This is a genomic window from Prochlorococcus sp. MIT 1223, assembly GCF_034092465.1.
GTDB lineage: Bacteria > Cyanobacteriota > Cyanobacteriia > PCC-6307 > Cyanobiaceae > AG-402-N21.
The window spans coordinates 1490665-1506269 of the sequence record NZ_CP139303.1 but is presented as its reverse complement, the minus strand read 5'-3'; the positions used below and the strand labels follow the sequence as shown (position 1 = coordinate 1506269).

Annotated in this window: 20 protein-coding genes; 11 read left to right on the top strand and 9 right to left on the bottom strand. The window is 36.1% G+C overall.

Annotated features, from left to right (window positions below; translation table 11 throughout):
* The first annotated feature begins 13 nt into the window (after positions 1-13).
* From SOI85_RS08000 to urtE, 7 genes are all read left to right on the top strand, one after another.
* Positions 14-685: an urease accessory protein UreF gene (locus tag SOI85_RS08000; protein ID WP_320663867.1), complete on the top strand. Its 672-nt coding sequence runs from the start codon at positions 14-16 to the stop codon at positions 683-685.
* Positions 685-1293, top strand: a complete 609-nt coding sequence (ureG, locus tag SOI85_RS07995; protein ID WP_320663866.1) for an urease accessory protein UreG — start codon at positions 685-687, stop codon at positions 1291-1293. The genes SOI85_RS08000 and ureG overlap by 1 nt, the downstream gene beginning before the upstream one ends.
* 143 nt (positions 1294-1436) lie before the next feature.
* Entirely contained in the window at positions 1437-2714 is a 1278-nt protein-coding gene (gene urtA / locus SOI85_RS07990; RefSeq protein WP_320663865.1) for an urea ABC transporter substrate-binding protein, read from the top strand.
* 78 nt (positions 2715-2792) lie between these two features.
* Positions 2793-3950 carry an urea ABC transporter permease subunit UrtB gene (urtB, locus tag SOI85_RS07985; protein ID WP_320663864.1) on the top strand — a complete coding sequence of 386 codons (1158 nt, stop codon included), beginning with the start codon at positions 2793-2795 and terminating at the stop codon, positions 3948-3950.
* Between the two features lie 3 nt (positions 3951-3953).
* The gene (gene urtC / locus SOI85_RS07980) at positions 3954-5081 is read left to right on the top strand and encodes an urea ABC transporter permease subunit UrtC (protein ID WP_320663863.1); all 1128 of its coding nucleotides are present in this window, start codon (positions 3954-3956) and stop codon (positions 5079-5081) included.
* Entirely contained in the window at positions 5078-5830 is a 753-nt protein-coding gene (gene urtD, locus SOI85_RS07975; RefSeq protein WP_320663862.1) for an urea ABC transporter ATP-binding protein UrtD, read from the top strand. The genes urtC and urtD overlap by 4 nt, the downstream gene beginning before the upstream one ends.
* Entirely contained in the window at positions 5830-6537 is a 708-nt protein-coding gene (urtE, locus tag SOI85_RS07970) for an urea ABC transporter ATP-binding subunit UrtE (RefSeq protein ID WP_320663861.1), read from the top strand. Before urtD ends, urtE begins: the two co-directional genes overlap by 1 nt.
* 410 nt (positions 6538-6947) lie before the next feature.
* Here urtE and SOI85_RS07965 read toward each other — a convergent pair whose 3' ends face one another.
* Together SOI85_RS07965 and SOI85_RS09745 are read right to left on the bottom strand one after the other, a co-directional pair.
* Positions 6948-7133, bottom strand: coding sequence for a hypothetical protein (locus tag SOI85_RS07965; RefSeq protein ID WP_320663860.1), 186 nt, complete (start codon positions 7131-7133; stop codon positions 6948-6950).
* 44 nt (positions 7134-7177) lie between these two features.
* A complete protein-coding gene (locus tag SOI85_RS09745; RefSeq protein WP_414477786.1) occupies positions 7178-7270 on the bottom strand; it encodes a chlorophyll a/b-binding protein in 93 nt (30 codons plus the stop codon).
* 414 nt (positions 7271-7684) lie between these two features.
* Here SOI85_RS09745 and SOI85_RS07960 point away from each other — a divergent pair, with 414 nt between their 5' ends.
* Positions 7685-7825 (top strand): hypothetical protein, encoded by a 141-nt coding sequence (locus SOI85_RS07960; RefSeq protein WP_320663859.1) that lies wholly within the window; start codon positions 7685-7687, stop codon positions 7823-7825.
* Positions 7826-8191: 366 nt separating this feature from the next.
* Here the strand turns inward: SOI85_RS07960 and SOI85_RS07955 are convergent, their stop codons facing one another.
* From SOI85_RS07955 to SOI85_RS07945, 3 genes are all read right to left on the bottom strand, one after another.
* Positions 8192-9475 carry a S1C family serine protease gene (locus SOI85_RS07955; protein ID WP_320663858.1) on the bottom strand — a complete coding sequence of 428 codons (1284 nt, stop codon included), beginning with the start codon at positions 9473-9475 and terminating at the stop codon, positions 8192-8194.
* A 140-nt stretch (positions 9476-9615) separates the two neighbouring features.
* Positions 9616-10278, bottom strand: coding sequence for a tetratricopeptide repeat protein (locus tag SOI85_RS07950; RefSeq protein ID WP_320663857.1), 663 nt, complete (start codon positions 10276-10278; stop codon positions 9616-9618).
* A 32-nt stretch (positions 10279-10310) separates the two neighbouring features.
* Positions 10311-10448, bottom strand: a complete 138-nt coding sequence (locus SOI85_RS07945) for a hypothetical protein (protein ID WP_320663856.1) — start codon at positions 10446-10448, stop codon at positions 10311-10313.
* Between the two features lie 275 nt (positions 10449-10723).
* On the opposite strand from SOI85_RS07945, the gene SOI85_RS07940 reads away from it, so the two are divergent.
* Both SOI85_RS07940 and SOI85_RS07935 read left to right on the top strand, forming a co-directional pair.
* Complete coding sequence (locus SOI85_RS07940; protein ID WP_320663855.1) at positions 10724-10903, top strand: SHOCT domain-containing protein; 180 nt, start codon at positions 10724-10726, stop codon at positions 10901-10903.
* Between the two features lie 471 nt (positions 10904-11374).
* On the top strand, positions 11375-11851 hold the full coding sequence (locus tag SOI85_RS07935; protein WP_320663854.1) for an EVE domain-containing protein: 477 nt from the start codon (positions 11375-11377) through the stop codon (positions 11849-11851).
* An 11-nt stretch (positions 11852-11862) separates the two neighbouring features.
* Here the strand turns inward: SOI85_RS07935 and SOI85_RS07930 are convergent, their stop codons facing one another.
* The 3 genes from SOI85_RS07930 to SOI85_RS07920 all read right to left on the bottom strand — a co-directional run bounded on the left by SOI85_RS07930 (position 11863) and on the right by SOI85_RS07920 (position 13063).
* Complete coding sequence (locus SOI85_RS07930; protein WP_320663853.1) at positions 11863-12147, bottom strand: DUF2811 domain-containing protein; 285 nt, start codon at positions 12145-12147, stop codon at positions 11863-11865.
* Between the two features lie 304 nt (positions 12148-12451).
* Positions 12452-12832 carry a DUF1818 family protein gene (locus tag SOI85_RS07925; protein ID WP_320663852.1) on the bottom strand — a complete coding sequence of 127 codons (381 nt, stop codon included), beginning with the start codon at positions 12830-12832 and terminating at the stop codon, positions 12452-12454.
* A 3-nt stretch (positions 12833-12835) separates the two neighbouring features.
* Entirely contained in the window at positions 12836-13063 is a 228-nt protein-coding gene (locus SOI85_RS07920; protein WP_320665164.1) for a DNA-directed RNA polymerase subunit omega, read from the bottom strand.
* A gap of 185 nt (positions 13064-13248) precedes the next feature.
* Between SOI85_RS07920 and SOI85_RS07915 the strand changes: the two genes are divergently transcribed.
* A complete protein-coding gene (locus SOI85_RS07915; RefSeq protein ID WP_320663851.1) occupies positions 13249-14850 on the top strand; it encodes an Hsp70 family protein in 1602 nt (533 codons plus the stop codon).
* Between the two features lie 39 nt (positions 14851-14889).
* Here the strand turns inward: SOI85_RS07915 and pyrR are convergent, their stop codons facing one another.
* Positions 14890-15444 (bottom strand): bifunctional pyr operon transcriptional regulator/uracil phosphoribosyltransferase PyrR, encoded by a 555-nt coding sequence (gene pyrR, locus SOI85_RS07910; RefSeq protein WP_320663850.1) that lies wholly within the window; start codon positions 15442-15444, stop codon positions 14890-14892.
* Positions 15445-15605: the final 161 nt, after the last annotated feature.

Below are 15605 nucleotides of genomic sequence, written 5' to 3'. Positions count from 1 at the left end.
ATAAAATCAATTAATGCAACTTGAGTTTTTACAATTATTAAGTCCATCATTACCAGTTGGTGCTTTTAGTTACTCAGAAGGATTGGAGTGGCTTGTTCAAAATAAAAAAGTAAATAACGAGACAACTCTTTTTAATTGGATTGAAAGTGAGCTTTCTAGAGGTCAGATAACAATTGAGGCAAGCTCAATTTCTTATATAATGAAAGATTTAGTTAATTGGAAGAATAATCGAGATATCCAACATAAATTTGTTATTGAAGAGTGGAATTCTTGGCTTAGTTCATTAAGAGATTCTCCAGATATTAGATCTCAACAAACACAAATGGGTGAATCTTTATTACAGCTTCTCATTGATCTAGATCACCCTCTTCCTGACAATGAAAAGAAGTTCATATGGCCGATAGCTTGGTCTTGGGCTGGAGTATGTTGGAATATCCCCCCAATTGATTTAGTGGAGGGATTTTTATATAGTTGGGTAGCTAATCAATTAAGTGCAGCATTAAGGTTATTGTCATTAGGGCCAACAAAAGCTCAAAAACTTCAAAAAAAATCTCTATTAATTATTAAGTCTCAAGCAAATTACTTATCACAGCAAAATCCAAAAGAAATTTGGATTAGCGATGTTGGTGCAATCATGGCCCAACAATCGCATGTAGAACTTTATTCAAGATTATTTAGAAGCTAATGGAAAGTAAATTAAGAGTAGGAATTGCTGGCCCAGTTGGTTCTGGTAAAACAGCTATTATTCAAAAACTATGTGAAAACCTTAAAGATCAATTAGAAATCGCAGTAGTAACAAATGACATTTATACGCAAGAAGATGCAAAATTTTTAACTAATTCAAAGGCTTTAGCACCTGAACGTATTAAAGGAGTTGAAACTGGAGGATGTCCACATACAGCGATAAGGGAAGATTGTTCTATAAATCGCATTGCGGTTGAAGAGTTAGAACAAAGGTTTTCAAATTTAGATTTAGTATTTGTAGAAAGCGGTGGAGATAATCTTGCCGCCAGCTTTAGCCCTGAGTTGGTAGATATATGTGTTTATATCATTGATGTTGCTGCTGGAGACAAAATTCCAAGGAAAGGTGGACCAGGAATAACTCGTTCTGATTTGTTAGTTATAAATAAGATTGATCTTGCTGAAATGGTGGGTGCCAGTTTGAAAGTAATGGAGAGGGACACTTTATTAATGAGGGGTGATCTTCCATGGTGCTTCACAAATACAAAGACAGGAGAGGGGATAAACAGAATTGAAGATTTTTTGTGTAATCAAATACCTTTGTCTACATAAAGAGTATTCACAGATACGTAAATTTATCTTCTTTTCGACAAATAAACTAAACCGTCTTATTAGCTACAAAAGGATAGTTGTTCAGTTGAATACATTCCGATGAATCCCCTAAGTGGGCAATCAACTAATTTAGTTAGTAATTCATGAATCTTTCAAAGCGTATCTTTACAGGTTTAGCTACTGCCTCTTTAGCGGTAACTGTTACTGCTTGCGGTGGGTCAGATTCATCAGGCAACTTTGATGACACAGTAACTGTTGGAATTCTCCATTCTCTATCAGGGACAATGGCAATATCGGAATCAACTCTTGTTGATACAGAGAAAATGGCTATTGAGGAAATCAATGCAGCTGGCGGTGTAAAAGTCGATGGGAAAAGCTACAAAATCAAGTACATCGTTGAAGATGGTGCCTCAGACTGGCCTACCTTTGCTGAGAAATCTAAGAAGTTAATAGACCAGGATGGGGTACCCGTTGTCTTTGGTGGCTGGACATCTGCAAGTCGTAAGGCAATGCTTCCGGTTTATGAATCTAAAGATGCATTCCTTTATTACCCAATACAATATGAAGCCCAAGAGTGCTCCAATAACATCTTCTATACCGGAGCAACTCCTAATCAGCAATCCGAGCCTGCTACAGATTTCATGTACAAGCGCTCACCAGCTGCTGGTGGAGATTTCTTCTTAGTTGGTTCTGATTATGTTTTCCCAAGAACTTCTAATACAATTACTAAAGCTCAAGTTAAACAACTTGGCGGTAAAGTTGTTGGAGAAGATTACCTTCCTTTGGGTAACACAGAGGTAGCACCTATTATATCCAAAATAAAAGTTGCTCTTCCTGATGGTGGAATAATCATTAACACCTTGAATGGTGACCAAAACGTAGCTTTCTTCAAACAAATCCAGGACGCAGGAATCACTCCTTCCAACGGTTATTACGTAATGAACTACTCCATTGCGGAAGAAGAAATTAGCACAATTGGACCTGAGTTCCTTGAGGGCCACTATGGTGCTTGGAACTACATGATGTCTATTGATACTCCAGCCTCTAAGAAATTTGCTAAGAGCTTTAAGAAGAGATGGGGTAGTGATCGTGTTGTAGCTGATCCTCAAGAATCTGCTTATAACATGGTTTATCTTTGGAAGCAGGCAGTTGAAGCTGCCGGTACATTTGATGACAATGCGGTTAGAGAAGCATTGGTTGGACAGACATTCGATGCTCCTCAAGGTCCCGTGGAGGTTATGGCAAACCATCACCTATCTCAAACAGTGAGAATTGGTAAAATCAACGCAAAGGGTGGATTTACAATCCTTGAAGAAACTGGAGTTGTTGAACCACAAGCGTGGAACCAAAAACATCCAAGTTCAAAAGGTTATGCATGTGATTGGACTGATCCTAAGAAAGGTGAAAAATATAGAATGTGATTCAATTTTGACTTATAAATCGATTCTAATAAGGAGCTTTAGGGCTCCTTATTTTCTGTAAAAATAGAAACTAATCTAGTGCAACTTATTCTTGAAAGTCTTTTTAATGGCGTTGCTATTGGCTCTGTTTTGCTTATCGCCGCACTGGGATTAGCAATTGTCTTTGGACTCATGGGTGTTATTAATCTTGCTCACGGTGAGTTAATGATGCTTGGAGCTTATTCAACTTACATAACTCAATTAATTTTCAAACAAGTTTCTTTTTTAAAACCATTCTATGACTCCTACGTCATTGTTGCTATTGGAATTGCTTTTTTAGTTAGTGGAACAGTTGGCATTCTTTTAGAACGAACAGTTATTAGACGTCTCTATGGAAGTCCTCTTGAGACTCTTTTAGCGACATGGGGGGTTAGTCTAATTCTCCAACAATTTGTCAGGAGCGTTCCACTTGCCTATGGAAGTGGGCTGGTTATAGCAATTTTTATTGGCTTAATTACACCACTATTTTTGTCAGATAATTTACTTCATGGTGCAAAAGGTAGATTAATCAGGTCATGCACTTGGGGCATGTCTGCATTAATAGGAGTAGCAACAGGAGGTGTTTTATCATCTTTAGTAAGTAAGCTTGGTCGCGCTAGTGCAAGAAATGTTGATGTTACTGCCCCCTCCTGGATGAGAGGAGGAATTGATTTTTTGGGAAGCACTTATCCTAAAACACGTCTGTTAATAATTCTGATTACACTAATATCTGTTCTTGTTGTTATTTTCTTTCTTGATAAAACAGCTTGGGGGCTTCGGATTAGAGCAGTCACTCAAAATAGATCCATGTGTGAATGTTTAGGTATTTCAACAGAGAAAGTAGATATCATCACTTTTGGAATTGGTTCTGGTATTGCTGGTGTTGCAGGTGTAGCTGTATCACTTCTTGGTTCAGTTGGTCCAAATGTTGGCGTAAATTATATCGTTGGATGTTTCATGGTTGTAGTCCTTGGTGGGGTTGGCAATTTATTAGGAACAATCCTTGCTTCTTTCTCAATTGGGATAATGACTGATTTGATTGGGGCAGGAAGACTTCTAACGATTTGGCCAGATATGCCTTCACCTTTAGCTTCGACAGTAGATTTCTTTGCGACAACAAGCATGGCTAGAGTAATGATATTTGCCCTAATAGTTTTATTTTTGCAATTTAGTCCAACAGGGATGTTCCCTCAGAAAGGAAGAATGGTGGAGTCTTAATTTATGTCAATTATTTCTACAAAAAATAATTGGATCAACCTTACTATCTGGGTTGTAATTATTGCCTTAATTATTGCTGCACCAACTTTTCTTCCGGTTTTCAGATTGAATCTCTTAGGTAGGTACCTATCCCTTGCAATTGTTGCACTTGGAGTTGATTTGATTTGGGGATTTACTGGAATGTTGAGCTTAGGTCAAGGAATTTTCTTTGCTTTAGGTGGCTATTGCGCCGCAATGTTTCTTCAATTGAATAGTTCAGAAGGATTTCCCAATGCTATCCCAGAATTTTTTGGTTTATATGGCATAGAAAAACTTCCATTTTTCTGGGAACCTTTTAAAAATTCAATTTTTACTCTTATTTCTATTTGGTTGCTACCGGCAATAATTGCTGCTCTTCTTGGTTATTTAGTTTTTAGAAATAGAATTAAAGGTGTTTATTTTTCAATCCTTACACAAGCAGCTCTTCTTGTTTTCTTCAATTTCTTCAATGGTCAACAGAAACTAATAAATGGAACAAATGGTTTAAAAACAGACGTGACGGAACTTTTTGGACAAATGGTAGGTTCAGAAATAATGCAAAGAGGGTTCTTTTGGTTAACTGCAATTTTAGTTATATTTGCATGGCTTTTTTCACGTTGGATTGTTCGCGATAGGTTTGGAGACATCTTGATTGGAATTAGAGATGATGAATCTAGAGTCCGCTTTACTGGTTACAATCCAGTTGTTTTTAAAACCATAATTTTTTCAATAGCAGGTGGATTAGCAGGAATTTCAGGAGCTTTATATACAGTTCAATCCGGTATAGTTTCACCTCAGTTTATGACTGTTCCTTTTTCTATTGAAATGGTTATTTGGGTTGCGGTTGGAGGAAGAGGAACTTTACTTGGTGCAATTTTAGGAGCTGTTTTCATCAATTATGCAAAAAGTTTAGTTAGTGAAGCACTACCAGCTAGCTGGATGTTTATACAAGGCGGGTTATTTATTTTTGTTGTAACAGCACTCCCCGAAGGTATTTTAGGCTGGATAAGAAGAGGTGGAATAAAGGAATTACTTTATTTGATAGGCATTAATAAAAAGATAAAAACATATCCAAGTCTTGAAGTCAATGAACAAGGTGAGGTGAAATCATGAATTCTCCATTGCTAGAGATAAAACAAATTTCAGTTAGTTTTGATGGATACCTTGCTCTTAATGATCTTAATCTAGTTATGAATGAAGGTGATCTTAGAGCAGTTATCGGTCCAAATGGCGCAGGTAAAACTACCTTTTTAGATGTTATTACCGGAAAAGTAGTACCAACAAAAGGTGATGTGATTTTCAAAGATAAATCATTGATTGGGCAAAAAGAATATCGTATAGCTCGTAAAGGGATTGGTAGGAAATTTCAAAGTCCTAGAATATTTAAAAATTTATCTGTACAAGAAAATCTAGCTCTATCAGTTAGCAGACCTAAAACTCCATTTTCATTATTAATCAATAGTTTAAAGGTTAAACAATTAGATAAAATCCAACACTTAATGAGTATTGTCAATCTCCAATCCAAATCAAATATCAAGGCTGGAGCTTTATCTCACGGTCAAAAACAATGGCTAGAAATTGCAATGTTAGTTGGACAAGATCCAGATCTATTATTGGTCGATGAACCTGTCGCAGGCTTAACAGATGAAGAAACAGATTTAACGGCTGATCTTCTTAAATCTTTAGCTGGTGATCATACTATCTTAGTTATTGATCATGACATGGAATTTATTCGTAGACTTGATTGTCCAGTTAGTGTTTTACATCAAGGACATATATTGAAAGAGGGGTCTATGAGCCAAATAGAAAAAGACCCTTTAGTAATAGAGATTTATTTAGGACAGTCTGAGGAGGAAGTTTAATGACCCTTCTTAAGACAAATGGTTTGAATACTTACTATGGCGAGAGTCATATACTTCGAAATGTTGATATAAATATCAACTCAGGTGAGATGGTATGTCTTATAGGTAGAAATGGTGTGGGTAAGACTACATTTCTAAAATCATTAATAGGCTTATTAACTCCTCGTAGTGGCGAGATTACTTTCAACGGAGATTTGATCAATAGAAAGCCTCCTCATCAAAGGGCTCGTGCAGGTATCGCTTATGTTCCTCAGGGTAGAGAGATAATACCTTATCTCTCTGTTGAGGAGAATCTTCAACTTGGAATGGAAGCTTTACCTGGAGGGGTTGCGAAGCATAAAAAGATTGACGAACTTATCTTTGAATTGTTCCCGGTTCTTAAACAGTTTTTATCCCGAAGGGGAGGAGACTTAAGCGGTGGACAACAACAACAACTCGCAATTGCACGTGCATTATTGGGTAAACCGAAGTTACTGTTACTTGATGAACCAACTGAAGGAATACAGCCCAATATCGTTCAAGCTATTGAGTCGGCAGTTAGAAGGATAATTGATGAAACTGGTATTGCTGTTTTATTGGTAGAGCAACATCTCCATTTTGTTAAGCAAGCAGATCGTTATTACGCAATGCAACGTGGAGGCATAGTGGCTAATGGGCCAACAAGTGAATTAAGTAAATCTGTAGTCGAGAAGTTTCTTAGCGTTTAAAGATTATTCTTTTTTCTTCGCTTCAGAAAGTAAGCGTTTCATACCCCCTAGCTAGCGGTTTTTGAAAGTCTCTTCAAATTGAGTAAGAATAGGGAAGAGAATGCAGGCAATTCTTAGGTTTTAACGCCGAGAATAGCCTCTAAGTATCACAATTAAAAGCTGAGATCCCTTGCTATAACTGAAAATATTAACTGGTGGCTAATGAAAGGCGAGCCGATAGTTATACCAATGGATCTCGGCGATTCGTGAAAATCTATTCTAGCAAAATTCTAGCAAGCCTAAAAACGTCTAAAATATCCCTAACTTCTTCCCTCGTAATGGCTGAAAAAGATATTTCCTACTGGCTAATGAAGAGTGAGCTTTGAGCGATACCAAGGGATCTCTCTTTTTGAGGAAAATTTATTCGAACTTTATTCGAACTTCCTCTTACTTCTATATAATTGATGTATACCTTCTAACTGATTATAAATAGCTAACAATTGAGCACTAATATGATCAATATTTTCAATCCCATTTAAGTCAAAAATAATCCTTTCAATTCGATTCTTTGATTCGATTAAAGCATGGCACTCTCTAGTTCCTGGTTCGTATAGCATTAGCTTAAGCACTCAACTTGAAGAAAAATATTTAATAAATAAAGCTATAGGAAAGATGTCAAAGTTAATATAGAAACTCCAATCATAGCCAATCTGCCATTAAAGATTTCAGCTTTTCTAAGATTAGAGAAAGACATGGTTCTAAGCTAATAAGTCTTAAACACTAATTAAGTTAACAAAGTTACAGAGAACATATCTGTAGCTATTGATGCTCTTGTTTATTAACAGCGAAAAAATCCAAATATGAATATCCTATTTAGTATCTCTCCCTACATAATTCATCACAAAGATGTCAGTCTTTAAGGACAAATACTTTCCATAATATAATTTTGTTGCATTAGATACATCTTCAAAAAAATAGATTATTATATTTATTTCAACCTAAAAGTAACACCATGGAAGCTATAAGTCTGAAGAAGCAAAATTCAATAAGAAAAGCAATTATTAGAAAATTTAAAGAAGCCAAGCCATCTGCAATTACCTTTCAAATGAATACTTTTCAGCCTTACCTAAAAGTCAATCAATCAATCCTTAAGAAATCTCTTTAAACAATGGATGACAATCAAGACATTCATGGGAAAAGTCCTCATCTTTACGAAGAGATCTTATATTCCGAATACTTAGACCCATATGAAGGTCTTTTGAACCATTCAAAGATACCTAAAGTCTTAGAAGAAAAGGATGAAAATTAGACATACTTCATAGTCTTATTCGAACTTCCTCTGTTTTGACAAGTTATTAATCACTCCTCATCTAAGCCTTGAGCTTTACGGTTTTTATATACTCGCCAAAACCTATACCAAGAAAAAGCAAGGCTTTTCTATTCCCCTTTCTAGCTGTTTTTGAAAGTCTCTTCGATTTGAGTAAGAATAGAAAAGAGAATGCAGGCAATTCTTAGGTTTCAACACCGAGAACAACCTCTAAGTATCACAATTAAAAGCTGAGATCCTATGGCTATGACTGAAGAAATTAGGTACTGGCCAATGAAAAGATAACCAGAAGTGATACCAAGGGATTAGAAGAAATCTAAAAAATCCATTCACACAATATTCACACAATTAACTTCCAGATGTCTTCCTGTCGAAGAAATTCAAAAGAGGGTTGGAAGAATCAAAATTTCCACATTTGTTCAACTTCCTGAACCAAGAAGTCTCTACTTCAGGTTTCTTCACCTCAAGTTGCTCCAAAATATCTACGATTGAGACTGCAAAATTCAATCCTTCACTAGAAGTCTTTCCAAAAGTATTTATCCCAATAACTTCGGCATTTTGGTTAAGCAAAGGACCTCCACTATTACCTGGATTAATAGAAGCATCGGTCTGAATAATTGATGCACCTTCAGTAGCAACTGATTTAAAATCCTTACCAGATCGTCTAACAGCACTAACAATTCCTGTTGTAACAGTATTTGCTAAACCTAAAGGTGATCCTAATGCGACAACACTCTGACCTGTAATGGGATAGCTTGCGTAACAAAGAGGAAGCGGTTTAGGAAGCTTACCTTCAGACACTTTTATCAACGCAAAATCATCTTTTCTACTTACATAAATAACATCACCCTTTAAGTCAGGGCCAGCAACAGTTTCAATTTTGACTTGTTTTGCAGAACCACCTCCAATAACATGGCGATTAGTTATAAGGATGCCATTATCATCAATAAAAAAGCCCGTTCCCTGGCCAGCTCCGCTCTTAATAGTAACCACACTTGGCAATGATTGAGCTGATAGCTTTTCGACACTCAAATTCTTTCCAACTTTCTGAGCAGAAATTTTTACAGGTGGAATCTTCCATGTTTTTTTAATCACATTATTATACATTTTAGAAAGAGTTTCTACCGTACCTTTTCCCATTGGGACAACCTTTTTCTTAAACCTAATTGAGAGACTGCTCTTATTATTCTTCTTTATATTTTCAACTAGAGAGTTAGGTAAATAGAATTTACCATCGTCACCATAAATTGTATATTTTTCACTTCCATATTTAATTTCCAATGGAGAAGGTAAATCTCCGCTATCTATCACATATCCCAATGAACAACTTGCCCATCCACAGCCCGCTCTTAGCTCATAAACTCCTCTTACATAATCTGATGTCCATTTTGTATAAACAGACTGTTCACTGCCTCCTCTCTTAAGGTAATTCCTATCAAAGACTGCATATTCAGCTTCTCCACTGAAAGAAGATTTTATTTTGGTTATTCGGCCGTAAGGGATCTTCCTAGGACTTACATCCCATTGATCAGCATTCTCTATTTCAACTACATCAAGATCCTTATCCCCTTCAGATGCTTTTACTTTCTGAATATCACCTAACGCACTAGCTAAACCAAGGACAGCCGCCATTATCAATACCCTTTTCATAAAGTCCTCTGCAAAGAAATAAAGAGCTATAGATTTCGTGGAGACTCTAGATCATACTTCAGGTCTCAACTAATCTAGAAGGTAACACGCACTCCAAATGAAATAAGCATTGTGGAGATTTTTTAGCATTGCTTGCTTACCCATTCGCTACTCTCCTTATCCCCTAAGGAGGATGCTTTTCTCCAGTCAGAACATGCACCTTTGTTGTTACCTAATTGCTCCTTTAAAATCCCACGATTAGCAAAGTAGAGTGGATTTCTATTGTTAATTCTTATTGCCTTATCAAGATCAGAGATTGCTCCCTTATTGTCACGTAAATATGTACTTTTTATGTTCGCAAGATTGTAATATGCAATATCATTATTGGGATTAATCTTAATTGCTTTTTCACAGTCTGGTAAACCTTGTTTGTATTCCTCGAGGTTATATCTTGCACCACAAAGATTACTATAGATAATTCCTTTATTAACTTTAGTAAGAGTAACTGATGGATTCTTTTCTTTTATATCTAGCGCTTTATCGCAAAAAATTATTGCCTCCTTATCCATATAGAGGTTGACTAACATCCCACAAAGAGAACCATAAGCACTTACATAGTTCGGATCAATCTCAATTGCTTTATAGAAATCAGATACTGCTCCTTTATAGTCACCTTTTTTATATTTAGATTCTGCTTGCCTCGAATAAAACTTGGCACTTTCTGCTTTTGACTCATTAGCAACAAGAAACACCACAGCAGTAGCAACAACAACTCCTAAAGCAATCGCTGTATTTCTGAGTTTCATCTAGTTCTTCTAGCTCCTCTAATAATAATGGTTTAATTTTCCCAGGCGGTAAAAGGGGCCTTACAAAAACTGCACAAATTTGAGAAGTGGTTTAACGATGTAGCAAGGACTCCCATCACCCCCATACGCCCTTCCCAAAAGAAGGCATGAGGATGAATGGATTGGTTCATCGAACTGATTCCCAAAGTCTTGGAATCGATCCTTGAAGTCGCAGAGAAGCGACCTGAATACTCTGAGCTGAAACGCGTACCACCTTGGCATCACTCCATCAATGAGCGATGTGTGGATAGGTTTTAAAAACGGTGTGGATAGTAAAAATTGGAATAACTCAGATCTGTTGCCGTTACTAGCTTTCTCAACAAAAGTAGACCAAGTTTCACTTAATGAAACTAGAAATTGTCTGAGATCTACTCTGCACTAGAATAGTATCAATTGAACATCGAGAATGGTTTTCTATATAATTTTTGGGATAATTTTGATTGGTTATACAGGTTATGTATTCGGGAAACAAGAAACTAGAAATATTGAACAGAGGATAGCTAAAGCGAGAGATTTACGTGATCGAAATGTGATCACTGAAGAGGAGTATCAATCAGTTCGTAGAAAAATAGTCCTTGATGCATAAAACTGATTTAGTGAAAACCATTGTTTATCCCACTCATCTATGTAGGCATTATCTGGTTTCTATTCACCAGATATAAAAAGAAGCATAAAGAAATTGAGGAACAAATAAAGCCATGCATTGCATGGGCTCAGAGGAAAAGTTTAGCTATTCCTACAAAGCCCAAATTTATTGAAATGTTCCTAATCGATAATTGCCATTCTTGGTATATGAAATTTCCATTTGGCTTAATTGTTAATTGTCTACCAATCACCAAGAAAGTTTCTTTCTATAAAAAAGAAATTAATACGTTGTGGAACAAATGGGTTCTAGAGGGAAAGCCAAGGGAATAGGCCAAGGAATATAAACATTTCAGCCAGTTGCGATCTGTTGGTATTAGTAATCAAAACCTGGTTGAAATAGAATAAAGAAATGAGGGTGAGAATGTTAAGCCATCCACACACCATCCACACATCGGAATATCGCTGAGATCCCATGGCACAACAGGAACCTAACTACTGGCTTATGAAAAGCGAGCCTAATGCTTATAGTATCAACGATCTTGCGACAGAAAAAACCACATTATGGGATGGGATAAGAAACTATCAGGCTAGAAATTATATGAGATCAATGAAAGTAGGAGAGAAAGCGTTCTTTTATCATTCCAATTGCAAGCCTCCAGGTATTGTTGGACTTATGGAAGTAATTGATACAGAGGTAGTAGATCCAACACAATTTGATTCAAAGTCAAAATATTTTGATCCAAAGTCTTTAATTGAAAAGCCAACGTGGGATTGTGTAAAAGTAAAATATTTAGGCATGTTTCAAGAAAAACTCTCACTAAATAAAATCAAAGATTTATATAAACCAGAGGAATTAAAATTAGTTCAAAAAGGAAATAGACTTTCTATAATTCCAGTTAATGAAAAAACTGCTTTAAACTTATTAAATATACTAGGAAAGTATATTTAATACTCAGCAATTTACCCATTACTTCTAAAGGTATTCAGACTAAACATATTACCAACATATAAACGTGTCACAGATCTTGATTGAAAACCTTGCTGAACAAGAAATCCTGCCAGAGCTGCCTGTATCAACCTATATTGATCCCAATTAGGATAACGTTCTATAAAACTATTCATTGCCAGTTGAAGCTGGACAGGAACTTTTGCATGAAAACTAACAATGCTTTCGGATCCCTGAGTTGACTCATCTTCTAATGAACAAGTATTGCTTTTTAAAGCCTCTAAATTGCACAACTCCATCAAAAGTAAATTCGTGACTTGAGATCTAGTTCACCACAAATTCAGGCAGGAGTCACCTTAGTTATGATTCCTTGATCTCGCGTAATCCCAAATAAAGACGCCTGTCACACCAAGAGATCTCGAGAAACATGGATTTCTTGTTAAAAAAACTGCTTGATTTTGATAAAAAAAAATACAAAAGAATGTTTTTCCACATAGTCGTTATATATCAATAGGAAAAAGATTTAAGTCTGTGGAAAACCTGTGCAATACCAATAGCAAAGTTGGGAAGAGCGAAACAAATCTTTGCGAGAAAAGATAAACTTTATTGACTGGAATCCCACATTGATCTCATTGCTAAGACAAAAGCTTGTGCAGTGGGTATAGGCCAATACATCTCCAAGCCTCTAGAAGATGAAAGTTGTTCGCTCGACAGAATTAGCTTTAAGCTCCAAAATCTTTTATTTCCATCTAAACAAGCCCACCAAGGAGATCTTTCGAGCTCAAAGCTAATTGATTCATCACTAACTAGTTTGTCTTTATAGGTTTCATGTTGATTAACTAATTCCAATACAAGCGGAACCAAGGAGTTCCATTCTTCTTTTGTTAATTCGCTAGCCCAATTATCCCCTCCTAGAAGGACAACAAAATCTTTTCTTGAATCATCAATAGCCAGTCTCCAACCTATTCCTTCATTTCTTATCAAAATTTATCCTGGCAACAAATCTGGTTGATCTTGCTCATCACTTAATTCAATTATTGCTCTTTGTACTGGTTTAACAGTTGACTCTTCTAGCAACCCATCAAAATCATCAAATCTTCTCTGTTTAGCTCGAAATGCAATTCTAACAGTAGTTAGATAGCGATTACTGGCTTGACGAATAAGGCTCTCTCCTCGTTGTGCAAGATCTTTAGAATTGGTACCTGTTGAGATCACGTTCTTAAAATTTTCATTCATAATAAATCAAGATCTGTCACATTGAGCTATTTTCTGAGCAATCGAAAATCACTTCAAAGAATGATTCCTTTAAGAAATTAAAAAATATATCCAATTTATGAATCATTTATTTTATACATTTTCTAATAAATATTTTTCCAACTTCAAATTAAGGCATCTTTAGAGTGGAATCAGAACAAATCAAACCTAACGGGACTAATGAAGAAGTAGGCACATTAGCTATTGATCTAGGGAATTCAAATACAGTTGTAGCCTTTCAAGGTGAATTAAATTCAGAGATAAAACTACTTGACTTAGCTGACATAACAAGAACTCCAGGAGAAATTCCTAGCCTTGTTTGGTCTTGCAAAGCACAAGAACCTTTTCTAGCCGTTGGCAATGAAGTATCCAAATTAGGATTACAAGACAACAACAATATTTGCAGTGATTTTAAAAGATGGATAGGTGCATCTGATCAATCAAACTTTGAAGGGACATGTCTAACCCCTGAAAAAGCTGGAGAAGTTTTAATTAATGAAATCTGGAAGAGAATTCCTAAAACATACAAAGTAAAAAGACTTGTTTTAACTGCACCAGTAGAAACTTATCAAAAATATAGAGCTTGGCTATTCAAAGTGTGTAGTGAACTAAAAGTAAATGAAATTGCGTTAGTAGATGAACCTACTGCTGCCGCTATGGGAGCAGGCTTAGAACCAGGTTCCAAGTTATTAGTTGTCGATATTGGTGGTAGCACAATAGACATGTCAATCGTTGCCCTTGAAGGAGGAGAAGGTAAAGCACAACCAGTGGCTCAACTACTTCGATTTGGAGGCCAAGACCTTGAACAAAAAAGCAATCAAGTTCTACGTTGCGCAAAGGTTCTTGGGAAAGCAGGACAGAGAATAGGAGGAAGAGATATAGATAGATGGATAGCAAATCATTTGTTCCCAAACTCATCACTCAACCAATCCACGCTTAATGCGGCAGAAAGACTGAAATGCAGACTTAGTGATCCTTTTCTTAAAGACACAAAAATCCTTTTTGAGAAAGAACAAAGTTCATTAAAGGAAGACTCTCTTCAGCTAGGCATGAGCAAAGTAATTTTAGAAGAGCTTTTACAAAGCAAAGGTTTAATAAAAATTCTAGAAGCCCTCTTTGATCACACATTGAGTAGCAGCAAAAAGAATGGATGTAATCTTGAGGATTTGGATAAAGTTGTCTTAGTTGGAGGAGGTTCACGAATACCAATCATTCAAAGATGGTTGAAAGACAAATGTATGCCTATTGAATTACTTATGCCACCTTCAATTGAAGCTATTGCGATAGGAGCTCTCAGCCTGACGCCTGGAGTAAGAGTTAGAGATGTACTTCAAAAAGGAATATCAATTCGATGTTGGGATCAAAAAAACAAAATTCATATCTGGCATCCTCTATTTCTTGCAGGTCAACCTTGGCCTACATCAAAGCCTCTGGAAATCGTTCTTGGGGCAAGCAATAAAAACCAACAAGAAATTGAGATCAAGACTGGTGAGCCAAATTTTGAAGGAGTGAATGAAATTATATATGTAAATGGAATACCTACAATTAAAGATGGTCCAATAAAACCCACTATTACATCATCAAAAGAAGTAAATACTTCTATTAAGTTAGATTCTCCTGCTCAACCTGGTGAAGACTGTCTCAAATTAAAATTCAATATTAATGAAAACTGCGAGTTAACTCTTCATGGTCTTGACCTTCGAAATAATCAAGAAATAGGCTTGAAGACTCTTGGTTCAATTAGATAAAGTTTAACAATCAAAGATCAAAGATCAAAGATCAAAGAATTATTCAATAATTTTACGTAAAAAGACCCCTCCCTCACCATCTACTTCTCTTAGTCTCAATTCAATAGATTCACTACGACTAGTGGGAACAATTCGCCCACAAAAATCAGGTTGAATAGGAACTTCTCTATGGCCTCTATCAATCATAGTTAATAACATAACTTTTTTTGCTCTTCCCCACGATTGCAAAGCCTCTAGAGAAGCCCTAATCGTTCGCCCTGTAAAAATCACATCATCAACTAAAACAACTTCTCTTTCTTCAACACTTGAAGGTATATCTGTTGATTGAGCAATGCGAGTACCAACTCGAACTAAATCATCTCTATGAAAAGTAGGATCTAAAATACCTTGAGAGACATTTTTACCAGTAATTTTGTTTAGTTCTTTCGCTAAAACAATAGCCAGTTGAACGCCTCTAGTGGGAATCCCCAAAAGTAATACATTGTTTATATCAGATATGTTTTCAAGAACTTGTGAAGCAAGCCTATTGAGAGCAAGTTCGACCTCTTGCTCTGAAAGGATTTCAACCCTGCTCTGTTTATCAGGATTAATCATCTCAAATAATTACAAAATGGATTTCACCCTGAACCGAGAATAACTGAGAAACACAATAAATTTCATTCGCAAAAGCTAACGGATCTTCTTATAGATAGCCTCATTGGCAAAGAAGAAGTAATTTGATATTTAATAGTTTTTTTTAAGGAATCAGTCTCTTT